The 23,513-nt window shown below is 75.5% G+C and carries 3 protein-coding genes; all 3 read right to left on the reverse strand.

The window, feature by feature from the left end; genetic code table 11:
- Nucleotides 1–16: 16 nt before the first annotated feature.
- Genes AB0M82_RS14350 through AB0M82_RS14360 form a run of 3 tightly spaced genes read right to left on the reverse strand, consistent with a single transcriptional unit; the run spans nt 17 to nt 23,446 of the window.
- A complete protein-coding gene (locus AB0M82_RS14350) occupies nt 17–7,426 on the reverse strand; it encodes a type I polyketide synthase (RefSeq protein ID WP_364721474.1) in 7,410 nt (2,469 codons plus the stop codon).
- Nucleotides 7,423–10,578: a type I polyketide synthase gene (locus tag AB0M82_RS14355; protein WP_364721476.1), complete on the reverse strand. Its 3,156-nt coding sequence runs from the start codon at nt 10,576–10,578 to the stop codon at nt 7,423–7,425. The genes AB0M82_RS14350 and AB0M82_RS14355 overlap by 4 nt, the downstream gene beginning before the upstream one ends.
- Complete coding sequence (locus AB0M82_RS14360) at nt 10,571–23,446, reverse strand: type I polyketide synthase (RefSeq protein WP_364721478.1); 12,876 nt, start codon at nt 23,444–23,446, stop codon at nt 10,571–10,573. Before AB0M82_RS14360 ends, AB0M82_RS14355 begins: the two co-directional genes overlap by 8 nt.
- Between the last annotated feature and the right edge of the window lie 67 nt (nt 23,447–23,513).

Here is a 23,513-nt window from a genome sequence, read left to right on the forward strand (position 1 = left end):
GGGGTCGGTGGGCGCATCAGGAGATGCCGAACTCGGTGTCGAGCAGCCGGAACATCTCGTCGTCGTCGGCGGAGTCGAGCCGATCCGCGATCGACTCGCGGTCCTCGCGCCAGTGGGCGAGCAGGACTTCGAGCCGGGCCAGGGCGCGGCCGCGGTCCTCCGCGCCGGACGCCGCCAGCCCGGCTTCGAGCCGGTCCAGCTCGTCGGCGAGCCGGTCGGTCGCGGGCTCGACGCGGGTGCGCAGGTGCGCGGCCAGCGCGGCGGCCGTCGGGTGGTCGAAGACCAGCGTGCTGGGCAGGCTGAGCCCCGTCGCCCGGGACAGGCCGTCGCGCAGCTCGACCGAGGCCAGCGAGTCGAGGCCGAGGTCGCGCAGCGGCTGGCGGACGTCGATCGCGCCGGACACGGAATGTCCCAGCACCACGGCGATCTCGCCGCGCACGATGTCGAGCAGCAACTGGTCGAGCTCGGCGCCCTCGGCGGTGCCGAGGATCTCGGCGACCGCGCCACCGGGCGCCACCTCGGCCGCCAGGACCTCGCGGACCTCGGGCAGTTCGCCGAGCAGCGGGCTCGGGCGCTGCGCGGTGAACGCCGGCACGAACCGCGTCCACTCGACGTCCGCGACGACGACCGTCGGCTCGTCCCGCTCCACCGCCGCCATCAGCTCGGCGACGGCCCGCTCCGGCGGCAGCCCGGGCACCCCGCGCCGCGTCATCTGGACCCCGGCCTCGCCCTCGGCCATGCCCGGGCCGGCCCACGGGCCCCACGCGACGGACGTCGCGGTCAGGCCCCGGGCCCGGCGCGACTCGGCGACGGCGTCGAGGGCCGCGTTGGCCGCGGAGTAGGCGCCTTGGCCGCCGCTGCCCCAGGTGGCCGCGATCGAGGAGAACAGCACGAACGCGTCGAGCGGGGTGTCGCCGAGCAGGGCGTCGAGGTTGACCGCGCCCAGCACCTTCGCCGACCGGACCCGCGCGAACTCCGCGAGCTCGGTGTCCACCAGGTACTCCGGGTCGCCCGCGCCGGCGGCGTGCACGACGGCGGACGGCGGGAACTCGGCCAGCAGCGCTGCCAGGGCGTCCCGGTCGGCGACGTCGCACGCGCGGGCCGTGACCCGCGCGCCGAGCGCGGCGAGTTCCTCGACGAGCTCCGGTGCGGCCTGGCCACGACGGCTGGTGAGCACCAGGTGCTCGGCGCCGTCGGCGGCCAGGCGGCGGGCGACGTGCCCACCCAGCGCGCCGGTGCCCCCGGTGATGAGCACCGTGCCGCGCGGGCGCCAGTCGCGGGCCTTCCGGCCGGTCGCCCGCACGAGACGGCGGCCGAACACCCCGGACGGCCGCACCGCGATCTGGTCCTCGGCGCCGCCGAGGACCAGCTCGGCGTCGCCACCGAGGTCGACGCACCCGCCCCAGCGGCGCGGGTGCTCCAGGCCGGCGACGCGGCCGAGACCCCAGATCTCGGCCGCCGCGGGATCCACCGGCTCGCCCGGCTCGACCTGCACCGCATGGCGGGTGACGCACCACAGCGGGGCTTCGTGGCCCGCGTCACCGAGGGCCTGGACAAGGACGAGCACCTGCTCGACGTCGGTGAGGTAGGACAGCACGCCGTCGGTTTCCGGGAGCCGGGCGGCGAGGTCCGCGCGGCCGATCCCGGCGGGCACCTCCAGCACCGTGACGCCTTCGGGAAGGCGCACGGCACTGCCTTCGGGGACGACCGCGAGCCACCAGCCGTCCAGGGCCGGTGCGGGGGTGTCGATCGGCTGCCAGACGACGCGGTAGCGCCAGTCCGTCGTGCCGCCGTCGGCCTCGCCGCGCCAGCGGGCCAGCGCGGGCAGAACGGCGTCCACTGTGGACGTCTCGACGCCGAGGGTCTCGGCCAGGCCGGTGCCGTCGCCGTCGCGGACGGCGGTCCAGAACCGCGCGCCCGCCGGGTCGGCCGCGGGCGGCGTGCCCGGGTCGAGCCAGTACCGCTCGCGCTCGAACGGGTACGTCGGCAGGTCGACCGGCGTGGTCGCCGAACCGAGGAGCCGCGTCCACTGTGGACCACACCCGCGCACGTGCAGCCGGGCCAGCGCGGTGAGCAGCGTCTCCGGCTCGGACCGGTCCGCGCGCATCACCGGGACGGCGCCGTCGACCAGCGCGGACAGCACGGCGTCCGGGCCGATCTCGACGAACGTCGTGACGCCGTCGGCGCGCAGGGCCTCGACACCGTCGGCGAACCGGACCGGGTTGCCGACCTGCTCGACCCAGTAGTCCGCGGTCGACGCGTCGGCCCCGCCGGTGGGCACGAAAGGCAGCGTGGGTCCGTGGAACGACAGCGTTTCGAGGATCACGCGGAAGTCCGGCAGCATCGGCGCCATCAGCGGCGAGTGGAACGCGTGGCTCGTGTTCAGGCGCTTGGTCTTGGCGAACTTCGCGGCCAGCTCGGTGACCGCGGCGTCCTCTCCCGACAGCACCACGGCGTCGGCGGCGTTCACCGCGGCCAGCGAGACGCCCTCCGGCAGCGGCTGAACGTCCTCTTCGGACGCCTGGACCGCGATCATCACCCCGCCCGGCGGCAGGGCCTGCATGAGCCGTCCGCGCGCGGCCACCAGCGCGGCCGCGTCCTCGAGGGTGAGGATCCCGGCGACGTGGGCGGCGGCGATCTCGCCGACGGAGTGCCCGAGCACGGCGTCTGGCCGGACTCCCCACGTCTCGAGGAGCCGCACGAGCGCGACCTCGATCGCGAAGATGGCCTGCTGCGCGAATTCGGTGCCGTCGAGTTCCGGACGGCCTTCGAAGACGACCTCGCGCACTCGCGGGTCGGGGCACGCGGCATCGAACGCCGCCGCGAACGCGGGGTAGGCCTCGTACAGCTCTCGGCCCATCGCGGCGCGCTGGGAACCCTGTCCGGTGAACAGGAACGCGGTCTTGCCTCGCGCGGCGACGCCGGTGATCGCGCCGCGGCCGTCGCGAATCGCGGCGAGCCCGGCGGCGCGCTCTTCGGCGGTCGTCGCGACCACCACGGCCCGGTGCTCGAACCCCGCCCGCCCGGCGGCGAGGACCCGCGCGACTTCGCCGGGCTCGGCGTCGACGGTGCGCAGCCGCTCGGCCTGAGCTCGCAACGCCGTCTCGGTCCGCGCCGACAGCAGCCACGGAACCGGTCCGGCGAGCGCGTCCGGTGCGGGGATCGCCGCGGGTTGTTCGAGGATCACGTGGGCGTTCGTGCCGCTGACCCCGAAGGAGGAGACGGCGGCCCGGCGGACGCCGGTTCCGGGCCACGGAGTGGTCTCGGTCAGCAGCTCGACCGAACCGGCCGTCCAGTCCACTTTGGCGGAGGGCTCGTCGAGGTGCAGCGTCCGGGGCAGCATGCCGTGCCGCATCGCCTCGATCACCTTGATGATCCCGCCGACCCCGGACGCGGCCTGCGCGTGCCCGATGTTCGACTTCAGCGAGCCCAGCCACAGCGGCGTCGCCCGGTCCTGGCCGTAGGTGGCGAGGACGGCCTGCGCCTCGATCGGGTCACCCAGCACGGTGCCGGTGCCGTGCGCCTCGACGACGTCGACGTCCGAAGCGGACAGTCCGGCGTTGGCGAGGGCCTGCCGGATCACGCGCTGCTGGGACGGGCCGTTCGGCGCGGTGAGGCCGTTGGACGCGCCGTCGGAGTTGACCGCCGAGCCGCGGATCACCGCGAGCACCGGGTGGCCGTGGCGACGGGCGTCCGAAAGCCGTTCCAGCAACAGCATTCCCGCGCCTTCGGCCCATGCCGTGCCGTCCGCGGTGTCGGAGAAGGACTTGATCCGGCCGTCCGGCGCGAGGCCACGCTGGCGGCTGAACTCGACGAACGCCCCGGGGCTCGACATGACCGTGACGCCGCCGGTGAGGGCGAGGGTGCACTCACCCGCGCGCAGCGCCTGCGCGGCCAGGTGCAGCGCGACCAGCGACGACGAGCACGCGGTGTCGACGGTCAGCGCCGGCCCCTCGAAGCCGAAGGTGTAGGCCAGCCGGCCGGAGAGCACGCTGGCCGCGGTGCCGGTGCCGAGGTTGCCGCCCACGTGTTCGGGGGCCTCGTGCAGCGGCGGACCGTAGTCCTGCGACGCGGTGCCGGCGAACACGCCGACGGCGTCGCCGCGAACCGCGTGCGGATCGATGCCCGCGTGTTCGAACGTCTCCCAGGCGACTTCCAGGAGCAGCCGCTGCTGCGGATCCGTCGCCAGGGCTTCGCGGGGGCTGATGCCGAAGAAGGCGGCGTCGAACCCGGCGGCGTCGTCCAGGAACCCGCCGTGCGCGACGTAGGTCTTGCCGGGACGGCCGGGCTCCGGGTCGAGGATCGCGTCGACGTCCCAGCCGCGGTCGGCCGGGAACGGCGTGATCGCGTCGGTGCCCGAAAGCACCAGGTCCCAGAGCTGCGCCGGGGACGCGACGCCGCCCGGGTAGCGGCAGCCCATGCCGACGACGACGATCGGGTCGGCCGAGCCCGCGTGCGCCGCGGGCGTCTCCTCGACCGTTTCGTTCGCCAGCCACGCGGCGAGCGCGGCCGGGGTCGGGTGGTCGAAGACGAGGGTGGCGGGCAGGGTCCGCCCGGTCGCCGTGCCCAGCCGGGTGCTCAGCTCGACCGCCGTCAGCGAGTCGAAGCCCAGGTCGGCGAACGCGCGGTCGGCGTCGAGCGCTTCGGGGTGGCCCAGCACGGCGGCGGCCTGGGCGCGGACCAGCTCGGTCAGCTCGGCCGGGCCGGTCCAGTCACGCGGGCCGGGCACGGGCGGGCGGACGCGGGCCGCGGGGGTGCTGCCCGAGGGGGTGAGCCAGTAGTGCTCGTGCTGGAAGGCGTAGGTCGGCAGGTCCGTCCGCCGCGCGCCGGTTCCGGCGAAGAACGCGGCCCAGTCGACCGGGACGCCGTGGGTGTGCAGGGTCGCGACGGCGATGAGCAGGGTCGCCGTTTCGTCGCGGTCCGGGCGCAGCGCGACCGCGGTGACGGCGTCGGTGAGCCCGCGCGCGATCGCGGTCAGGACGCCGTCCGGGCCGAGTTCCAGATAGGCCGTGACGTCCTGCCCGGCCAGCGTCGCGACGGCGTCGGCGAAGCGGACCGGCTCCCGGACCTGCGCCGTCCAGTGGTCCACTGTGGAGAGATCGGCGGCCTGTCCGGTGCGGGTGGACACCAGTGGCACGACCGGCGCCTGGAAGTCCAGCCCCCGCACGGTTTCCGCCAGCGGCGCGAGCACCGGGTCCATGGCGGCGGAGTGGAACGCGTGGCTCGTCGTGAGCCGCCGGGTGCGGCGGCCCCGCCCGGACCAGTGCGCCACCACGGCGTCGACGGCGTCCTCCGGGCCGGACACGACCACCGCGGACGGCCCGTTGACGGCGGCGATGTCGATGCCGGGCGTTCCGGCGACCTCGGCTTCGCTCGCCTCGACGGCGGCCATGGCCCCGCCCGCGGGCACCGCGGCCATCAGCCGGCCGCGCGCCGCGACCAGCGTCGCCGCGTCGGCGAGGGTGAGCACCCCGGCGAGGTGGGCGGCGGTGATCTCACCGAGTGAGTGCCCCGCGACGACGTCCGGCCGGATGCCCCACGACTCGGCGAGCCGGGCCAGCGCGACCTCCACCGCGAACAGCCCGGCCTGGGCGTAGTCGGTCCGGTCGAGCAGGGTGTCGACCTCGGCGAACACGACGTCCTTGAGCGGCGGCGCGCCGTCCCAGCGGGCGTCGATCTCCGTGCAGACCGCATCGAACGCGGCCGCGAACACCGGGAACGCGGCGTGCAGCTCGCGGCCCATCCCCGCCCGCTGGGCGCCCTGGCCGGTGCAGAGGAAGGCGAGTTTGGGCTGGGGGCGGGCCTTGCCCTGGACGACGTTCGCCGCCGGGAGGCCCTCGGCCAGCGCGGTCAGCCCGGCTTCGAGCTCACCCACGACCACGGCCCGGTGCTCCAGGTGCGCCCGGGTGGTGGCCAGCGAATACGCGACGTCCAGGTTCGGGTCGGCGCCGGCCAGCTTGGCCGCCTGTGCGCGGAGAGCTTCGGGCGACTTGGCCGACAGCAGCCACGGCAGCACCGGCGGAGTCACCGGCGTCACGGCGTCGGGGACGAGCGGCGCTTCCTCGACGATCACGTGCGCGTTGGTGCCGCTGACGCCGAACGACGAGACCCCGGCCCGGCGCGGATGGTCCCCGGCGGCCCACGGCCGCGGCTCGGTCAGGAGCGAAACCGCCCCCGCCGACCAGTCGACGTGCGGCGAGCGCTCGTCGGCGTGCAGCGTGCGCGGCAGCGTCCCGGCGCGGAGGGCGAGGACGGTCTTGATGATCCCGCCGACCCCGGCCGCGGCCTGGGCGTGCCCGAGGTTGGACTTCAGCGATCCCAGCCACAGCGGCGTTTCCCGGTCCTGCCCGTAGGTCGCCAGCAGCGCCTGCGCCTCGATCGGGTCGCCCAGCACCGTGCCGGTGCCGTGCGCCTCGACGGCGTCCACATCGGACGGGACGAGCCGGGCGTCGGCCAGCGCGGCGCGGATGACCCGCTGCTGCGCGGGGCCGCTGGGCGCGGTGAGGCCGTTGGACGCGCCGTCGGAGTTGACCGCCGAGCCGGCCAGCACGGCCAGCACGTCGTGGCCGTTGGCCTGGGCGTCGGAGAGCCGTTCCAGCACCAGGACGCCGACACCTTCGGCCCAGCCGGTGCCGTCCGCGCCGGCGCCGAAGGACTTGCAGCGGCCGTCGGGGGCGAGCCCGCGCTGACGGCTGAACTCGACGAACCCGCCGGGCGTGCTCATCACCGACACCCCGGCGGCCAGCGCGAGGGCGCTCTCCCCCGCCCGCAGCGAACGGATCGCCAGGTGCACGGCGACCAGCGACGCCGAGCACGCCGTGTCGACGGTGATCGCCGGGCCCTCCAGGCCGAAGGCGTAGGCGATCCGTCCGGAAAGGACACTCGCGGCCAGTCCGGTGAGCAGGTGGCCTTCGACGTCGGCGGGCGCCTCGTGCAGCCGGGGCCCGTAGTCCTGGCCGTTGGTGCCGGCGAAGACGCCGGTCCGGCTGCCGCGCACGGAATCCGGCGCGATGCCGGCCCGTTCGAACGCCTCCCAGGCCACCTCGAGCAGTTGGCGCTGCTGCGGGTCCATGGCCGTGGCTTCCCGCGGGCTGAGGTCGAACAGGGCGGCGTCGAACCCGGCGACGTCGTTGAGAAAGCCACCGTGCCGGACGTAGCTGGTGCCGGGCGCGGACTCGGGGTCGTAGAGCTTGTCCAGGTCCCAGCCACGGTCGGCGGGGAACTCGCCGACCGCGTCCCGGCCCTCGTCGACCAGCTGCCACAGGTCTTCCGGGCTCCGCACGCCACCGGGGTACCGGCACGCCATGCCGACGACGGCGATCGGCTCGTGCGCGCGGTCCTCCAGCTCGCGGACGCGGCCGCGGGCCTCGCGCAGGTCGCCGGTGGCGCGTTTGAGGTAGTCGAGGAGCTTCTGTTCGTTCGTCACGAGGCGGCCCCCAGTTCCGTGTCGAGCAGCGCGAACATCTCGTCGGCGGTGGCGGTGTCCAGATCCGCCGTGCCTGGCCCGGCGGCGACCAGGGTCCGGAGCCGGGTCAGCACGTGGGCGCGCGCGACGCCGTCGAGGTCGCGCAGACCCGACTCGAGCGCGTCGAGGTGGCGGTCCAGCCCGGCCGCCGGGGTGCCCGACAGCGACGTCAGCAGGTACCCGGCCAGCGCGGCGGCCGTCGGGTGGTCGAACACCACCGTCACCGGCAGGTCCAGCCCGGTCGACGCGGCGAGGCGGTTGCGGAGCTGGACACCCGCCGCGGAGTCGAAGCCCAGTTCGCGGAACGACCCGGTCGGCTCGACGTCCTCCGGGGACGCGTGCCCCAGCACGGCCGCGGCGGCGGAGCGGACCAGCTTCACCAGCGTCCGCTGCTGCTCGGCACCGGTGAGCCCGGCCAGGCGGTCGGTCCAGTCCTCGGTGGACTCCGGCCGCGCGCCCGCCGACGGTCCCGCCGCGGTGAGCCAGTAGTTCCGGTGGTCGAAGGCGTAAGTGGGCAGGTCGATCCGCCGCCCGGCGGGCAGCGCCCAGTCGACGTCGACACCGCGGACGGCGAGTTCGGCCAGCGCCAGCCGGACCCGGCCGAGGCCGCCGTCACCGCGCCGCAGGGCGCCGGCGACGACCGCGGCCGGCGCCGTCTGCTGCATGCCCAGCGTCAGCACCGGGTGCGGGCTGAGCTCGACGAACGCGGTCCGGCCCTCGGCCAGCAGCAGCCGAATCGCCGGGTCGAACAGCACCGGCTCGCGCAGGTTGGTGAACCAGTACCGGGCGTCGAGCCCGGTCGTGTCGAACGCCGAAGCGGTCACCGTGGACACGAAGGGGATCTCGGCGGGACGCGGCCGGATCGGCGCGAGGTCGGCCAGCAACCGCTCCCGCAGGGAGTCGACCTGCGCCGAGTGCGACGCGTAGTCGACCGGGATCCACTTGGCGTGCTCGCCGCGGCGCTCCACCAGTTCGGTCAGCGCCGCAGGCTCCCCCGACACGACGACGGACGCGGCGCCGTTGACGGCGGCGATCGAAAGACCCGGCCCCAGCAGGGTTTCGGCTTCGTCCACCGGCAGCCGGAGTGACACCATGCCGCCGCGGCCGGACAGCGAAGCCAGCGCCCGGCTCCGCAGCGCCACCACCCTGGCACCGTCCGAAAGGGACAGCGCGCCGGCGACGCAGGCGGCGGCGATCTCGCCCTGGCTGTGGCCGAGCACGGCCGCGGGCCGGACGCCGTGGGACTGCCACAGCGCGGCCAGGGACACCATGACGGCCCACAGCGCGGGCTGGACGACGTCGACGCGGTCGAGTTCGTCCCCCCGGCGCAGGACGCGGATCAGGTCGAAGTCGGTGAACGGCACCAGCGCCGCCGCGCACTCGGTGAGGCGGGCGGCGAACACCGGAGACGTTTCCAGCAGCTCGCGGCCCATCCCGGCCCACTGCGAGCCCTGGCCGGGGAAGACGAACACGGCGTCCGGTCCGGCGTCGGCGAACCCGGTGACCACAGTGGACGCCTCCTCGCCGGCGGCCAGCGCGGCTAAGCCGCGACGCCGGGTCTCGGCGTCCTCACCCAGCACGACGGCGCGGTGCTCGAACAGGCCGCGCGAGGTCAGCAGCGAGTGCGCGATGTCGGCGGCGCTGCCGTCCACTGAGGACACCCGCTCGGCCTGGCCCCGCAGCGCGGTGGCACTGCGCGCGGAGAGCACCCACGGCGCCGAGGGGACGTCCGGCCCAGGCGGTGCCACCGCGGCTTCCGGCGCCTCTTCGAGGATCACGTGCGCGTTCGTCCCGCTGACGCCGAACGACGACACGCCCGCCCGGCGAGGCCGTTCCCCGGGAAGCCACGGCCGTGGCTCGGTCAGCAGCGAAACCGCACCCGACGTCCAGTCCACATGGGACGACGGCTCGTCGGCGTGCAACGTCTTCGGCAGCACGCCGTGGCGCAGCGCCAGGATCATCTTCAGCACCCCGGCGACCCCGGCGGCGGCCTGGGTGTGCCCGAGGTTCGACTTGACCGAGCCGAGCCACAGCGGCCGGTCCCGATCCTGCCCGTAGGCGGCGAGGAGGGCCTGGGCTTCGATCGGGTCGCCGAGCGCGGTGCCGGTGCCGTGCGCCTCGACGGCGTCCACATCGGACGGCGTCAGCCGCGCGTCGGCCAGGGCCTGCGCGATGACCCGTTGCTGCGCCGGGCCGTTCGGCGCGGTCAGGCCGTTGGACGCGCCGTCGGAGTTCACCGCCGAGCCGCGCACCACGGCCAGCACCGGGTGCCCGTTCTCGCGCGCGTCGGACAGCCGTTCCAGCAGCAGGACGCCGGCACCCTCGGCGAAGCCGGTGCCGTCGGCTCCGGCACCGAAGGCCTTGCAGCGCCCGTCGGCGGAAAGCCCGCGCTGCCGCGAAAACTCGACGAACACCGACGGGGTGGCGAGCACGGTCGACCCGCCCGCGAGGGCGAGCGTGCACTCGCCGCGGCGCAGCGCCTGCACCGCCAGGTGCACGGCGACCAGTGACGACGAGCAGGCGGTGTCCAGCGTCAGCGCCGGGCCTTCGAAGCCGAAGGTGTAGGCGACCCGGCCCGAAGCCAGCGACCCGGACGTGCCCATCAGCACCCGGCCGGCGAGGTCGGCGTCGGCCGCGCCCGTGCCGTAGTCGGAGTACATCGTCCCGGCGAACACGCCGGTCCGGCTGCCGCGCAGCGACCGCGGGTCGATGCCGGCCCGCTCGATGGCTTCCCAGGAGATCTCCAGGAGCAGCCGGTGCTGCGGGTCGGTGACCTCGGCCGCGGCCGGGGAGATGCCGAAGAACCCCGCGTCGAACGCGCCCGGCTCGTCGAGGAACCCGCCGTGGCGGGTGCTGGAGTGCCCCGGCTCGTCGGGCCGGTGCAGGTCGTCGACGTCCCAGCCGCGGCCGGCCGGGAACTCGGTGATCGCGTCGGCCCCGCCGTCGAGCAGCCGCCACAGGTCCTCGGGCGTCGTGACGCCGCCGGGGAACCGGCAGCCGGCGCCGACGATCGCGATCGGCTCCTCGGCCGCGCGCAGCCGCTCGCGGGCCTGGTGCAGTTCGAGGGTGACCCAGCGCAGGTTCTCCAGCACACGGTCGTCGTGCTCAGCCATGGTTGCCCAGCTCCTTGGAGATGAAGTCGAGTAGTTCGTCGGCCGAAGCGGTGCTCAGGCGCTGCGTCGGGTCGTCCGGCGCGGACCCCGGCCGCCGCAGCCGCGCGCCGAGGGCGTCGAGCCGGGCGAGGACCGTGGCCCGCACGGTCTCGTCGGTTTCGGTGAGGGCGCTCTCCAGCCGGTCCACGTGGTCGAGCACCGCCGGGCGCGCCGGTTCGGTGACCAGGCCGCGTTCGAGGTGCGCGGCGACGGCCGACGGCGTCGGGTGGTCGAACACGAGCGTGGCGGGCAGCCGGACACCGGTCGCGGCGGTGAGCCGGTTGCGCAGCTCGACCGCGGTCAGCGAGTCGAAGCCGATCTCGGCGAACGGCTGGGCCGGGTCGATCGCGGCCGTGCCCCGGTGCCCGAGCACCGCGGCGACTTCGGCCCGCACCAGGTCGAGCAGCACCTTCGGCAGGTCGGCCGCGGGGACGTCGGCCAGCCGCGGCTTCGCTCGGGCCGGGGCGGCCGGGGTCCGGACGAGCCCGCGCAGCAGCGGCGGCACATCGCCGAGCCTCGCCGCCGACGTCTCCAGCCGGACCGGGAACAGCACCGCGTCCCCGGCCGCCCAGGCCGCGTCGAACAGGTCGAGGCCCTGGCGGTTGGACAACGGCAGCACACCCGTGCGGCTCAGCCGGCCGAGGTCGGTGCGGCCCAGCCCGCCGGTCATCGTGCTCGCCTCGGCCCACAGGCCCCAGCCCAGCGACAACGCGGGCAGCCCGCGGGACCGGCGGTGCGCGGCCAGCGCGTCGAGGTACGCGTTCGCGGCCGCGTAGTTCGCCTGCCCCGCGGTGCCGAGAGTGCCCGCGACCGACGAGAACAGGACGAAGCTGCGCAGGTCCGAGGTGAGCTCGTGCAGGTGCCGGGCGGCGTCGGCCTTCGGCCGCAGCACGGTGTCCAGCTGCTCGGGCGTCAACGCGGCGAAGGTGGCGTCGGCCAGGACGCCGGCGGCGTGCACGACCGACGTCAGCGGGCGCTCGGCCGGGATCCCGGCGAGGACCTCGGCGAGCCGGTCGCGGTCGGCGGCGTCGGCGGCGACGATCTCGGCGACCGCACCCAGTTCCGCGAGTTCGGCGACCAGCTCGGCCGCACCTTCGGCCGCGGATCCGCGACGGCTCAGCAGGAGCAGGTGCCGGGCGCCGTGGGCGAGCACGAGGTGGCGCGCCACCAGCCGGCCGAGGGTGCCGAGCGCGCCGGTGACGAGCACGGTTCCGCCGGAGTCGAGCAGCGGTTCGGTGGCGGCGCGGACCTCGGCGCGCGCCAGCACCGGGATGTACGCGGTGCCTTCGCGCACGGCGAGTTGTCCTTCGCCGGTGCCGAGCGCGGCGGGCAACGCACGCAGGGACCGCGGGTCGTCGTCGACGTCGGCCAGGACGATCCGGCCCGGGTGCTCCGCCTGCGCCGACCGCAGCAGGCCCCACACCGCGGCACCCGCGAAGTCCGTGACGCCTTCCCCGGTCGCCGAGCGCGTCAGCACGACGAGGCGGTCGTCCCCGGGCCGTTCCAGCCACTCGCGCACAAGAGCCAGCTGCCGGGTGAGGACTTCGCGGACGTCACCGGTGCCCACGGGCGCCACGACGTCGCTCCCGGCGGGCGAGTGCACGACGGGCACGCCGAGTCCGGCGCCCAGCACCTCGTCACCGAGCACGACCAGGTTCTCCGGCGGCGCGGCGACCTCGATCGGCTGCCACGTCAACCGGTACAGCGAGTCCGAACCGGCGGCGAGCTGCGCGGGCGAGAACGGGCGCAGGGTCAGGGCTTCCGCGGTGAGCACCGGACGGCCGTCCTCGTCGTCCACCGTCAGGGACACCGTGTCGGGCCCCGCCGGGGAGATCCGGGCGCGCAGTGCTTTCGCGCCGGACGCGTGGACGGTGACCCCGGACCACGCGAACGGCAGGCGCGGGGCGTCGTCGGCGAAGAAGCCGCCGAGCCGGACCGCCTGGGCCGCCGCGTCGAGCAGGGCCGGGTGCACCACGAACGCGCCCGGCTCGCCGGGGCGGACCTCGGCGTAGACGTCGTCCCCGGCTTTCCAGGCGCGCGCCAGGCCCTGGAAGGCGGGACCGTAGTCGAAGCCGTCCTCGGCCGCGGCGACGTAGAACTTCTCGACGTCGATCTCGGTCCCCGCCGGCGGCCAGGCCAGCGCCGGGCGGCTGTCGGTGACGGCCGGGGCGAGCGTGCCGGAGGCATGCCGCGTCCACGGCCCGTCCTCGGTTCGGGCGAAGATCCGCAGCGCGCTTTCGGTGACGGTGACCTGGACGAGCACGGCGCCGTGGCGCGGCAACACGAGCGGCGCCTCGACGGTCAGGTCTTCCACCGCGGAGCCGGTTTCGCGGGCCGCGTGCAGGGCGAGGTCCAGGAAGGCGGTGCCGGGCAGCAGCGGGGTGTCGAGCACGGCGTGGTCGGCGAGCCACGGCATCGTCCGCAGCGAGAGCCGGCCGGTGAACAACCGGACGTCCGGGTCGGCGAGCCGCGTCGAGGCGGCGAGCAGCGGGTGGCCGGCCGAGTCGAGCCCGAGCCGTTCGACGCCGGGCAGCGACTCGGGGGCGTCGAGCCAGAACCGCTCGCGCTGGAACGGGTAGGTGGGCAGGGTGAGGCGGGGGCCGCCTTCGGGCAGTGCCCAGTCGACCGGCACGCCGTGGACGTGCGCCTCGCCGAGCGCGGTCAGCACCCGGACCGGTCCGCCGTCGTTCCGCTTGAGCGTGCCGACGGCGGTGGTGCGCTCGGCGAGGGCGCCGACGAGGACCGGGTGCGGGCTGCATTCGACGAAGAGGTCGTGGCCCGCTTCGGCAAGGGCTTCGGTGGTCCGCGCGAACTCGACCGGTTGACGCAGGTTGCGGTACCAGTACCCGGCGTCGAGGTCCGCCGTGTCGAGCGGTCCGGCCGTCACGGTCGAGAAGAACGGGATCTCGCCGGCCTTCGGACGCACCGGGGCCAGCACCCGGGCCAGCTCGTCTTCGAGGAGCTCGACGTGCGCCGAGTGCGAGGCGTAGTCGACGGCGATCCGCTTGGCCTGGACGTCCAGGGCCAGCAGCTCGTCGAGTGCGTCGGCGTCGCCGGACACGACGGTCGAAGTCTCGCCGTTCACCACGGCGACGGCGAGGCCGTCCCAGGGCGCGATCAGCTCCCGGACCCGCTCCACCGGGGCGGCCACGGACACCATGCCCCCGCGGCCGGAGAGCGCGAGCAACGCCTTGCTGCGCAACGCGACCACCCGGGCGCCGTCCTCGATGGACAGTCCACCCGCGACGACCGCGGCGGCGATCTCCCCTTGGGAGTGGCCGACGACGGCGGCGGGCTCGACGCCGTGCGCGCGCCAGACGGCGGCGAGCGAGACCATCATCGCCCAGAGGGCGGGCTGGACGACGTCGACACGGGTCAGTGCCTCGGCGTCGTCGAGGACGTCCAGGAGGTTCCAGTCCACAAAGGAGCTCAGCGCGGCGGCGCATTCGGCCATCCGCCCGGCGAAGACCGGCTCGGCGAGGAGCTCACGGCCCATCCCGGCCCACTGCGAGCCTTGGCCGGGGAAGACGAACACGACCTTCCGGCCGGGTCGCGCGACCCCGCCGGCGCCGCTGCCGTGCTCGACCAGCGCGGTCAGCCCGGCCCGCAGGTCACCGGTGACGACGGCCCGGTGGTCGAACGCCGAACGGGCGATGAGGGCCCGGGCGACACCGGTGGGGTCCTCGTCCACCAGGGACAGGAGGTTCCGCGCCTGTTCGCGCAGAGCGGGCTCGCTCCGGGCGGAAAGCACCCACGGCACCGGCTCTGCCGGAGCCGCCGCCGGAGCGGGCGCCGGCTCCGGAACGCCTTCGAGGATCACGTGGGCGTTCGTTCCGCTGATGCCGAACGACGAGATCGCCGCGCGTCGCGGGCGGGTGACCTCGGGCCAGGCCTGGGTGTCGGTGAGCAGCGACACCGCGCCCGCCGTCCAGTCGACGTGCGGGGACGGCTCGTCGACGTGCAGCGTCCTGGGCAGCACGCCGTGGCGCATGGCCTCGACCATCTTGACGACCGCGCCGACCCCGGCGGCGGCCTGGGTGTGCCCGATGTTGGACTTCAGCGAACCCAGCCACAGCGGGATTTCCCGGTCCTGGCCGTAGGTTTCCAGGACGGCCTGCGCCTCGATCGGGTCGCCGAGCGGGGTGCCGGTGCCGTGCGCCTCGACGACGTCGACGTCCGAAGCGGCCAGACCGGCGCTGTCGAGGGCCTGCCGGATCACGCGCTGCTGCGACGGGCCGTTCGGCGCGGTGAGGCCGTTGGACGCGCCGTCGGAGTTGATCGCCGAGCCGCGGAGCACCGCGAGCACCGGGTGGCCGTTGCGGCGGGCGTCGGACAGGCGTTCCAGCAGGAGCATGCCGGCGCCCTCGGCCCAGGCGGTGCCGTCGGCGGCGGCCGCGAAGGGCTTGCACCGGCCGTCCGGGGCGAGCGCACGCTGGCGGCTGAACTCGACGAACGAGCCCGGCGTGGCCATCACCGCGACGCCGCCGGCGAGCGCGAGGCCGCATTCGCCCTGCCGCAGCGCCTGCGCGGCGAGGTGCAGGGCGACCAGCGAAGACGAACACGCGGTGTCGACCGTGACGGCGGGCCCTTCGAAGCCGAAGGTGTAGGCGACCCGGCCGGAGACGACGCTGCCGGAGCCACCGGTGAACGAGTAGCCTTCGGCCTCCTCGGGCAGCGGGCTCAGGCGTGCGGTGTAGTCGTGGTACATCGCGCCGGCGAAGACGCCGGTGCGGCTGCCGCGCAGACCGAGGGGATCGATCCCGGCGTTCTCGAAGGCCTCCCAAGAGGTTTCGAGCAGCAGGCGCTGCTGCGGGTCCATGGCCGTCGCCTCGCGCGGACTGATGCCGAAGAACTCCGCGTCGAACTGGCCGGCGTCGTGGAGGAACCCGCCGCGCGTGGTGTACGTGCGGCCGGGGCGGTCGGGGTCGGCGTCGTAGAGCGCCTCGACGTCCCAGCCGCGGTCGCCGGGGAACTCGCTGATGGCGTCGCGACCTTCTTCGACGAGGCGCCACAGGTCGGCGGGGCTCGTCACGCCGCCGGGGAAGCGGCAGGCCATGCCGACGATCACGATCGGGTCGCCCGAGACGGCGGCCCGCGTGGTCGTTTCCCGGGCCTGGGTGGTCCCGGCGAGCTCCCGGTGCAGCCGGTCGATCACCGCGGCCGGGGTCGGGTGGTCGAACAGCAGCGTGGCCGGCAGCCGCAGACCGGTCGCGGTGGCGAGCCGGTTGCGCAGCTCGACCGAGGTGAGGGAGTCGAAGCCGATCTCCTTGAACGCCCGGCCCGGCTCCACGGCGGCCGGGTTCAGCAGCCCGAGCACGGCCGCGACCTCGGCGCGGACCACGTCGGCCAGCCCGCCAGGCGTCACCGCCGGGGTGGTCGTGCCCCCGCCGGCCCGCAGGCGGACGACGCCCCGCAGCAGCGACGGCACGGCGCCCGCGGCCCGGAGCCCGGCCTCGTCGAGGCGCAGGGGTACCAGCAAGGCCTCGCCGGCGCCGCGGGCGGTGTCGAAGAGGTCGAGAGCGTCCGAAGTGGACAGGGTGCCGACGCCGGTGCGGGACATCCGCGTCCGGTCGGCGGCGGCGAGGCCGCCACCCATGCCGTCCGCCGTCTCCCACAGGCCCCAGGCCAACGCGGTGGCAGGCAGTCCGCGGGCCCGGCGGTGCGCGGCCAGCGCGTCGAGGAAGGTGTTGGCGGCCGCGTAGTTCGCCTGGCCCGCGGTGCCGAGCAGGCCCGAAACCGAGGAGAACATCACGAACTCGGTGAGCTCGCCGGTCAGCTCGTGCAGGTTCCAGGCGGCGTCGACCTTCGCGCGGAGGACGTCGCTCATCCGCTGCGCGGTGAGGGTCTCGACCGGGCCGTCGGCGAGGACACCGGCGGCGTGCACGACGGCGGTCGGCGGGTGCTCGGCCAGGAGCGCGGCCAGCGCGTCGCGGTCGGCGACGTCGCACGCGGCCAAGGTCACCCTCGCGCCGAGGGATTCCAGCTCGCTGACCAGGTCTCCGGCGCCCTCGGCCGCCGGGCCGCGGCGGCTGACGAGCAGCAGGTGCCGGACGCCCTGCCCGGCGAGCCGGCGGGCCAGCGCGCGGCCGAGACCCCCGGTCGCGCCGGTGACGAGAACCGTGCCTTCGGGATCGGCCGCCGGAGCGGCGTCGGGAACGGTGGCGCGCGCGAGCCGCGGCACGAGGACCACGCCGCCGTGGTGCGCGAGTTCCGGTTCGCCGGTGGCGGCCGCCGCGGCGATCTCCTCGGGCGTCAGGTCGGTGTCGGCGTCCAGGAGCACGAACCGGCCGGGGTGCTCGGTCTGGGCCGAGCGGACCAGACCGCGCACGGCGGCGTGCCCCAGGTCCCGGGTCACGAAGACGAGCCGGGCGCCGTCGAACCGGGCGTCGGCGAGCCACGCCTTGACGAGGCCGAGCGCGTGATCCGTGGCGGCGCGAACCTGCTCCGGCACCGCGCTTGTGCCGGTTTCGGGCCGCACCGCCACGAAGTCGGGGACCTCGGTGAGCGTGCCGAGGCCGGTGGTGAGAACGCAGGTGGACGTCGTCGCCGGCGCGGGCACCGGCGTCCAGGCGATCCGGAACAGGTCGACGCGGGCGACCGTGGCGGTCAGCCGGTCCGCGGCGACCGGCCGCAGGGCCAGCGCGCCGACCGAGGCGACCGGCGCACCCGTCGTGTCCATTATGGACATCTCGACGCCGTTCGCGACCGGGGTGTACCGGACGCGGATCGCGGACGCGCCGGTGGCGTGCAGGCGGACGTCGTGCCAGGAGAACGGGATCCGGCCCGCGTCGACTCCGGCCGGGTCGCCGAACGCGACCACGTGCAGGGCGCCGTCGAGCAGCGCCGGGTGCAGGCCGTAGCCCGCGGCTTCGGTGACGCGGCGCTCGGGCAGGGCGACCTCGGCGAACAGCTCGTCGCCGCGGCGCCAGACCGCGCGCAGGCACCGGAATTCGGGGCCGTAGCCGAAGCCGGCGTCCGCGATGCGGGCGTACCGGCCGTCGAGGTCGACCGGCTCGGCTCCCCGCGGCGGCCACTCGGTCTCCGGAGCGGGCGCGGCGCCCCCGGCGGAGACGAACCCGGCGGCGTTGCGGATCCAGCCCGCGGTCACCGACGGCTGGTCGGGCCGCGACGAGACGGCCACCGCGCGGCGGCCGGACTCGTCGGGCGCGCCGAGGGAGACCTGCAGCTGGACGCGGCCGCCGTCGGGCAGGACGAGCGGCGTCTCCTGGACGAGTTCGTCGAGCCGGTCGCATCCGGCCTGCCCGGCGGCGAGCAGCGCGAGCTCCACGAACGCGCTGCCGGGCAGGAGGGTGGCGCCGAGCACGACGTGGTCGGCCAGCCACGGCTGAGTGCGCACCGACAGGACGCCGGTGAACAGGACGCCGTCGGTGCCGGCGACCTCGGCGCCGCCGCCGAGCAGCGGGTGCCCGGTCGGGGTGAGGCCCGCGGCCACGGCGTCCGCGGGCAGCGAGCGCGGCGACAGCCAGAACCGCTGCCGCTCGAAGGGGTAGGTCGGGAGGTCCACAGTGGACGTCGTCGCCGGTGCGGCGCCGAGCGCGGCCAGCACGGTGTACACGGCCTGGACGTCGTCGCGGTCGGACCGCAGCGTCGGGAGGAACTCGCCCCCGGGCAGGCAGTCGCGGGCCATGGCGGTCAGGACGCCGTCGGGTCCGAGTTCGACGAACGTCGTGACGCCGGCCTCGGCCAGCCGGGCGACGGTGCCGGCGAAGCGGACGGTGTCGCGGACGTGCCGGACCCAGAACTCCGCGGTCCCGGGATCGCCGTCGACGACCAGCGGGATGCGGGCCGGGTGGTAGGTGACCGACTCCGCGACCTCGCGGAAGGCGTCGAGCATGCCGTCCATGGCCGGGGAGTGGAAGGCGTGGCTGACGGTGAGCCGCCGGGTCCGTCGCCCCTGCTCGGCGAAGTGCGCTTCGGTTGCCGCGACGGCGTCTTCGGCGCCGGCGACGACCACGGACGCCGGGCCGTTGACGGCCGCGAGGGCGACGTCGAAGGGCCGGACCTCGTCCTCGGTCGCCTCGATCGCGGCCATCGCGCCGCCGGCGGGCAGCGCGTCCATCAACGCGCCGCGGGCGGCGACGAGCCGGGCCGCGTCGGCCAGGTCGAGGATCCCCGCGAGGTGCGCGGCGGCGAGTTCGCCGATCGAGTGGCCCGCGACGAACGCGGGGTGGACGCCCCAGTGCTCGAACAGCCGGAACAGCGCCACCTCGAGGGCGAACAGCGCGGGCTGGGTGTAGGCGGTGCGGTTCAGCTCGGCTGGGTCGTCCGCGAAGACGACCGTCTTCAGTGGACGGTCGAGGTGCGTGTCGAGGGCGGCGGCGGCCTCGTCGAACGCGGCCGCGAAGACCGGGTCGGCCTGGTGGAGAGGCTGGGCCATGCGGGCGCGCTGGGAGCCCTGGCCGGTGCAGAGGAAGGCGAGCTTGCCCGGCGCGGGACGGCTGATGCCGGTCCCGTGCTCGGCGAGGGCTCCGAGGGCGGCGAGGGAGGTCTCCCGGTCGGTGGCGGCGATCCCGGCCCGGTACTCGAACCGGGTCCGCGCGGCGAGGGTGGCGGCCACGTTCTCGAGCGGGAGGTCGTGGGTGAGGAGGTGGTCCCGCAGCTGCTTCGCCTGGCGGCGGAGAGCGGCGGGAGTCTTGGCGCTGAGTACCCACGGCACGGCGGGACCCGAGCGCTCTCGCGCACCGGAGGCCACCTCGGTGCGCTCGGGCGCTTCCAGGATGACGTGCGCGTTCGTGCCGCTGATCCCGAACGACGAGACCGCCGCGCGGCGCACCCGTCCCCCGGCCGGCCACGGGACCGGCTCGGTCAGCAGCCGGACCGCGCCCGCGGACCAGTCCACGTGCGGGGACGGCTCCTCGGCGTGCAACGTCTTCGGCAGCAGCCCGTGCCGCAGCGCCAGGACCAGCTTCAGCACGCCGCCGATGCCGGCGGCGGCCTGCGCGTGACCGATGTTCGACTTCAGCGACCCCAGCCAGAGCGGGCCGGGACGGTCCTGGCCGTAGGTCTCCAGAAGCGCCTTCGCCTCGATCGGGTCGCCCAGCACCGTGCCGGTGCCGTGCGCCTCGACGACGTCGACGTCCGAAGGGGACAGTCCCGCGTCGGCGAGGGCGAGCCGGATCACCCGGCGCTGGGCCGGGCCGCTGGGCGCGGTCAGGCCGTTGGACGCGCCGTCGGAGTTGATCGCCGAGCCGCGGACCAGCGCCAGCACCGGGTGGCCGTGCCGACGGGCGTCGGAAAGCCGTTCCAGCAGGACGACGCCGACGCCTTCGGCCCAGCCGGTGCCCGACGCGCCGGCCGAGAACGCGCGGCAGCGGCCGTCCTCCGACAGACCGCCCTGCTTGGCGAACTCGACGAACATCCCCGGCCCGGACATCACGGTGACCCCGCCGGCGAGCGCGAGCCCGCACTCCCCCGCGCGGAGCGCCCGCACCGCCAGGTGCAGCGCCACCAGCGACGACGAGCACGCGGTGTCGACGGTGACCGCCGGGCCTTCGAGCCCGAAGACGTGCGCGATCCGCCCCGAGATCAGGCTCGGGGACGTGCCGGTGAGCAGGTGCCCGTCGGCGGCTTCGTGCAGCCGCGGGCCGTACTCGTGCGAGGTCGCGCCGAGGAAGACGCCGTCGCGCTGGCCGCGGACCGTCTCCGGCCGGATGCCCGCGCGCTCGTAGACCTCCCACGCCGCCTGCAGCACGAGCCGCTGCTGCGGGTCCATGGCCAGCGCCTCGCGCGGGCTGATGCCGAAGAACGCGGGGTCGAACTCGGCCGCGCCGGTGAGGAACCCGCCTTCGCGGACGGCGTCGCTGTCCCAGCCGCGGTCCGCGGGCGGCGCCGAAACCGCGTCCCGGCCCTCGGCGACCAGCCGCCAGAGGTCCTCGGGGCTGCGGACGTCACCGGGGAACCGGCAGGCCATGGCGACGATGGCGATGGGCTCGTCCGAGGCGCCGGCCGCGTCGAAGGTTTCCGGGGACTCGGTCGAACCCGCCAGGTGCGCGGCCACGGCCTCGGGGGTGGGGTGCTCGAACAGCAGCGTCGCCGGCAGGGCCTGGCCGGTGGCCTCGGCGAGCCGGTCGCGCAGTTCGAGGCCGGTCAGCGAGTCGACGCCGAGGTCGCGGAACGTCCGCGCGGGGTCGACGTCGGCGGCCGACGCGTATTCGAGGACGGCCGCGACTTCGGCCCGCACGAGGTCGAGTGGAACGAGCGGGTCCCCGGCGCCGCGTGCGGGGACCCGCTCGACAGCCGGAACGGCGGTCGGGACGTCCCGCCGCTCCGGCAGCCGGGTCGACAGCCAGTAGCTGTCGCGCTGGAAGGGATACGTGGGAAGCTCGACGCGGTTGCCGCGCCAGGGAGCGAAGATCGCCGTCCAGTCGACGTCCCGGCCGATGACGTGCAGGGTGGCCAGGGCCCGCAGCAGCGCGGCCGCCTCCGACCGGGCGCCGCGCTGGGCCGGGACGACCTCGGCGCCGGTGACGGTCGCGCGGACCTGCTCGGTGAGCGCCCCGGCGGGGCCGATCTCGACGAAGTCCGTCACGCCGGCGGCTTCGAGCGTCCGGACGCCGTCGGCGAAGCGGACCGCTTCGCGGGCGTGCCGGACCCAGTAGCCGGGGGTGCCCAGCTCGGCCGTCGCGATCCGTCCGGTCACAGTGGACACGAGCGGGATCGTGGGGTCCGCATAGGACAGTTCCGCCGCGACCCGGCCGAACTCCGCCAGCATCGGCTCGATCCGGGCGGAGTGGAAGGCGTGGCTGACGGTGAGCCGCTTGGTCCGGTGCCCGCGCCCGGCCAGTTCCGCGGCCGCGGCGAGGACGGCGTCCTCGTCGCCGGACAGCACGACCGCCGCGGGCCCGTTCACCGCGGCGAGCGAGACGTGCTCGCCCAGCAGCGGGCGGACGTCGTCTTCCGTGGCCTCCACCGCGACCATCGCGCCCCCGGCGGGCAGGGCCTGCATGAGCGCACCGCGGGCGGCGACCAGCTTCGCCGCGTCGGCGAGCGTGAACACCCCGGCGACGTGCGCGGCGGCCAGCTCGCCGACCGAGTGCCCGGCGACGAAGTCCGGGTGCACACCGGCGGCCTCGAACAGCCGGAACAGCGCGACTTCGAAGGCGAACAACGCGGCCTGGGTGTAGATCGTCCGGTCGACGGCGTCGTCGAGGACGACTTCGGTCAGGGGCCGGTCGAGGAGGCCGTCGAAGGCCGCACAGGCGGTGGCGAAGGCTTGCGCGAACGCCGGAAAGGCCTCGGCCAGCTCGCGGCCCATCCCGGCGCGCTGGCTGCCCTGGCCGCTGAACAGGAACGCGAGCGCGCCTCGCGTCACCGCCCGGCCGCGGACGATCTCGTGGGCACCGCGCCCGTCGGCCAGCGTGGCCAGTCCATTCAGGAGCGACGCGCGATCGCGGCCGACGACGACGGCCCGGTGCTCGTGGTGCTTCCGCGTGGTGGCCAGCGACAGCCCGGTGTCCACGGCGTCTGCTTCGGACAGTGCGGTGTGGATCCGGGCCGCCTGCTCCCGCAGGGCGTCCGGGGTGCGGGCGGACAGGAGCAGCGGCAGGGCCGGCGGCACGTCCGGGGCCGTCCGGTCCGGCGTGGGCGGCTCGTGGAGGACGATGTGGCAGTTGGTGCCCCCCATGCCGAACGACGACACCCCGGCGACGAGCGGCTCACCCGGCCGGGGCCAGCCCGAAAGGTCCGCCTGCACCCGCAGGCCCAGTTCCGGCAGGGGGATCGCCGGGTGGGGCGTCTCGAACCCGAGGCTGGGCGGGAGTTCCCGGTGCCGCAGCGCCAGGACCACCTTGACCAGGCCGGTGATCCCCGCCGCCGCCTCCGTGTGGCCGACGTTCGCCTTGGCGGACCCGACGGCGAGGGGTGCGTCGGGTCGGCCGAGCGCCCGGCCCAGGGCGGTGGCTTCGACGGGGTCACCGGCCTGGGTCCCGGTGCCGTGCAGTTCGACGTACTGGACGGCCCGCGGGTCGACGCCGGCGCGCTCGTACGCCAGCCGGAGGACCTCGGCCTGGGCGTCGGCGTCCGGCGCGGTGAGGCCGGTGCCGCCGCCGTCGTTGCCGACCGCGCCGCCGAGGATGACCGCGTGCACCAGGTCGCCGTCGGCGAGCGCCCGGTCGAGAGGCTTGAGGACGACGGCCGCGCCGCCCTCGCCGCGGACGAACCCGTTGGCGCGGGCGTCGAAGACGTGTGCGGTGCCGTCCGGGGACAGCCCGCCGAAGCGCTCGGCGAGAACCACGCCCTCCGGCACGAGGTTGAGGTGCACGCCGCCGGCGACGGCGACCGCGCATTCGCCGCGGCGCAGGCTTTCCACGGCCTGGTGCACGGCGACGAGCGACGACGACTGTCCTGAGTCGACGGTGAAGCTGGGCCCGCGCAGGCCGAGCGCGTAGGAGACGCGGTTGGCGATCAGGCCGCGGCGGACGCCGGCCATCGAGTGCCGGGTGACGGCCTCCGCGCCGGCGCGGTCGAGCAGGGTGGCGTAGTCGTCGGCCGCGGCGCCGACGAAGACGCCGGTCCGCGGACCGGGCACGATCCCGGCGTTTTCCACGGCCTCCCAGGCGAGTTCGAGCATCAGCCGCTGCTGCGGATCGATCGCGGCGGCCTCCCGCGGCGAGATCCCGAAGAACGCGGGGTCGAAGTCCGCGACCCGGTCGAGGTAGGCGGCGGGCGGCGCGCCGGGGACGGTGGCGCGGCCGTCGGGCGCCTGCCCGATCGCACTGCGGCCGTCCCGCAACAGGGCCCAGAACCCGGCGGGGCTGTCGGCCGAGGGCAGCCGGCAGGACAGGCCGACGATCGCGATCCCGTCCGGCATGAACCCTCCTCACGATTTTCGTTGCGGTACGGGGAAAAACTAGAACGGGCGGCTTCTGCTTCGCTTC

Source organism: Amycolatopsis sp. NPDC051128, assembly GCF_040682715.1.
Classification (GTDB): Bacteria; Actinomycetota; Actinomycetes; order Mycobacteriales; family Pseudonocardiaceae; genus Amycolatopsis.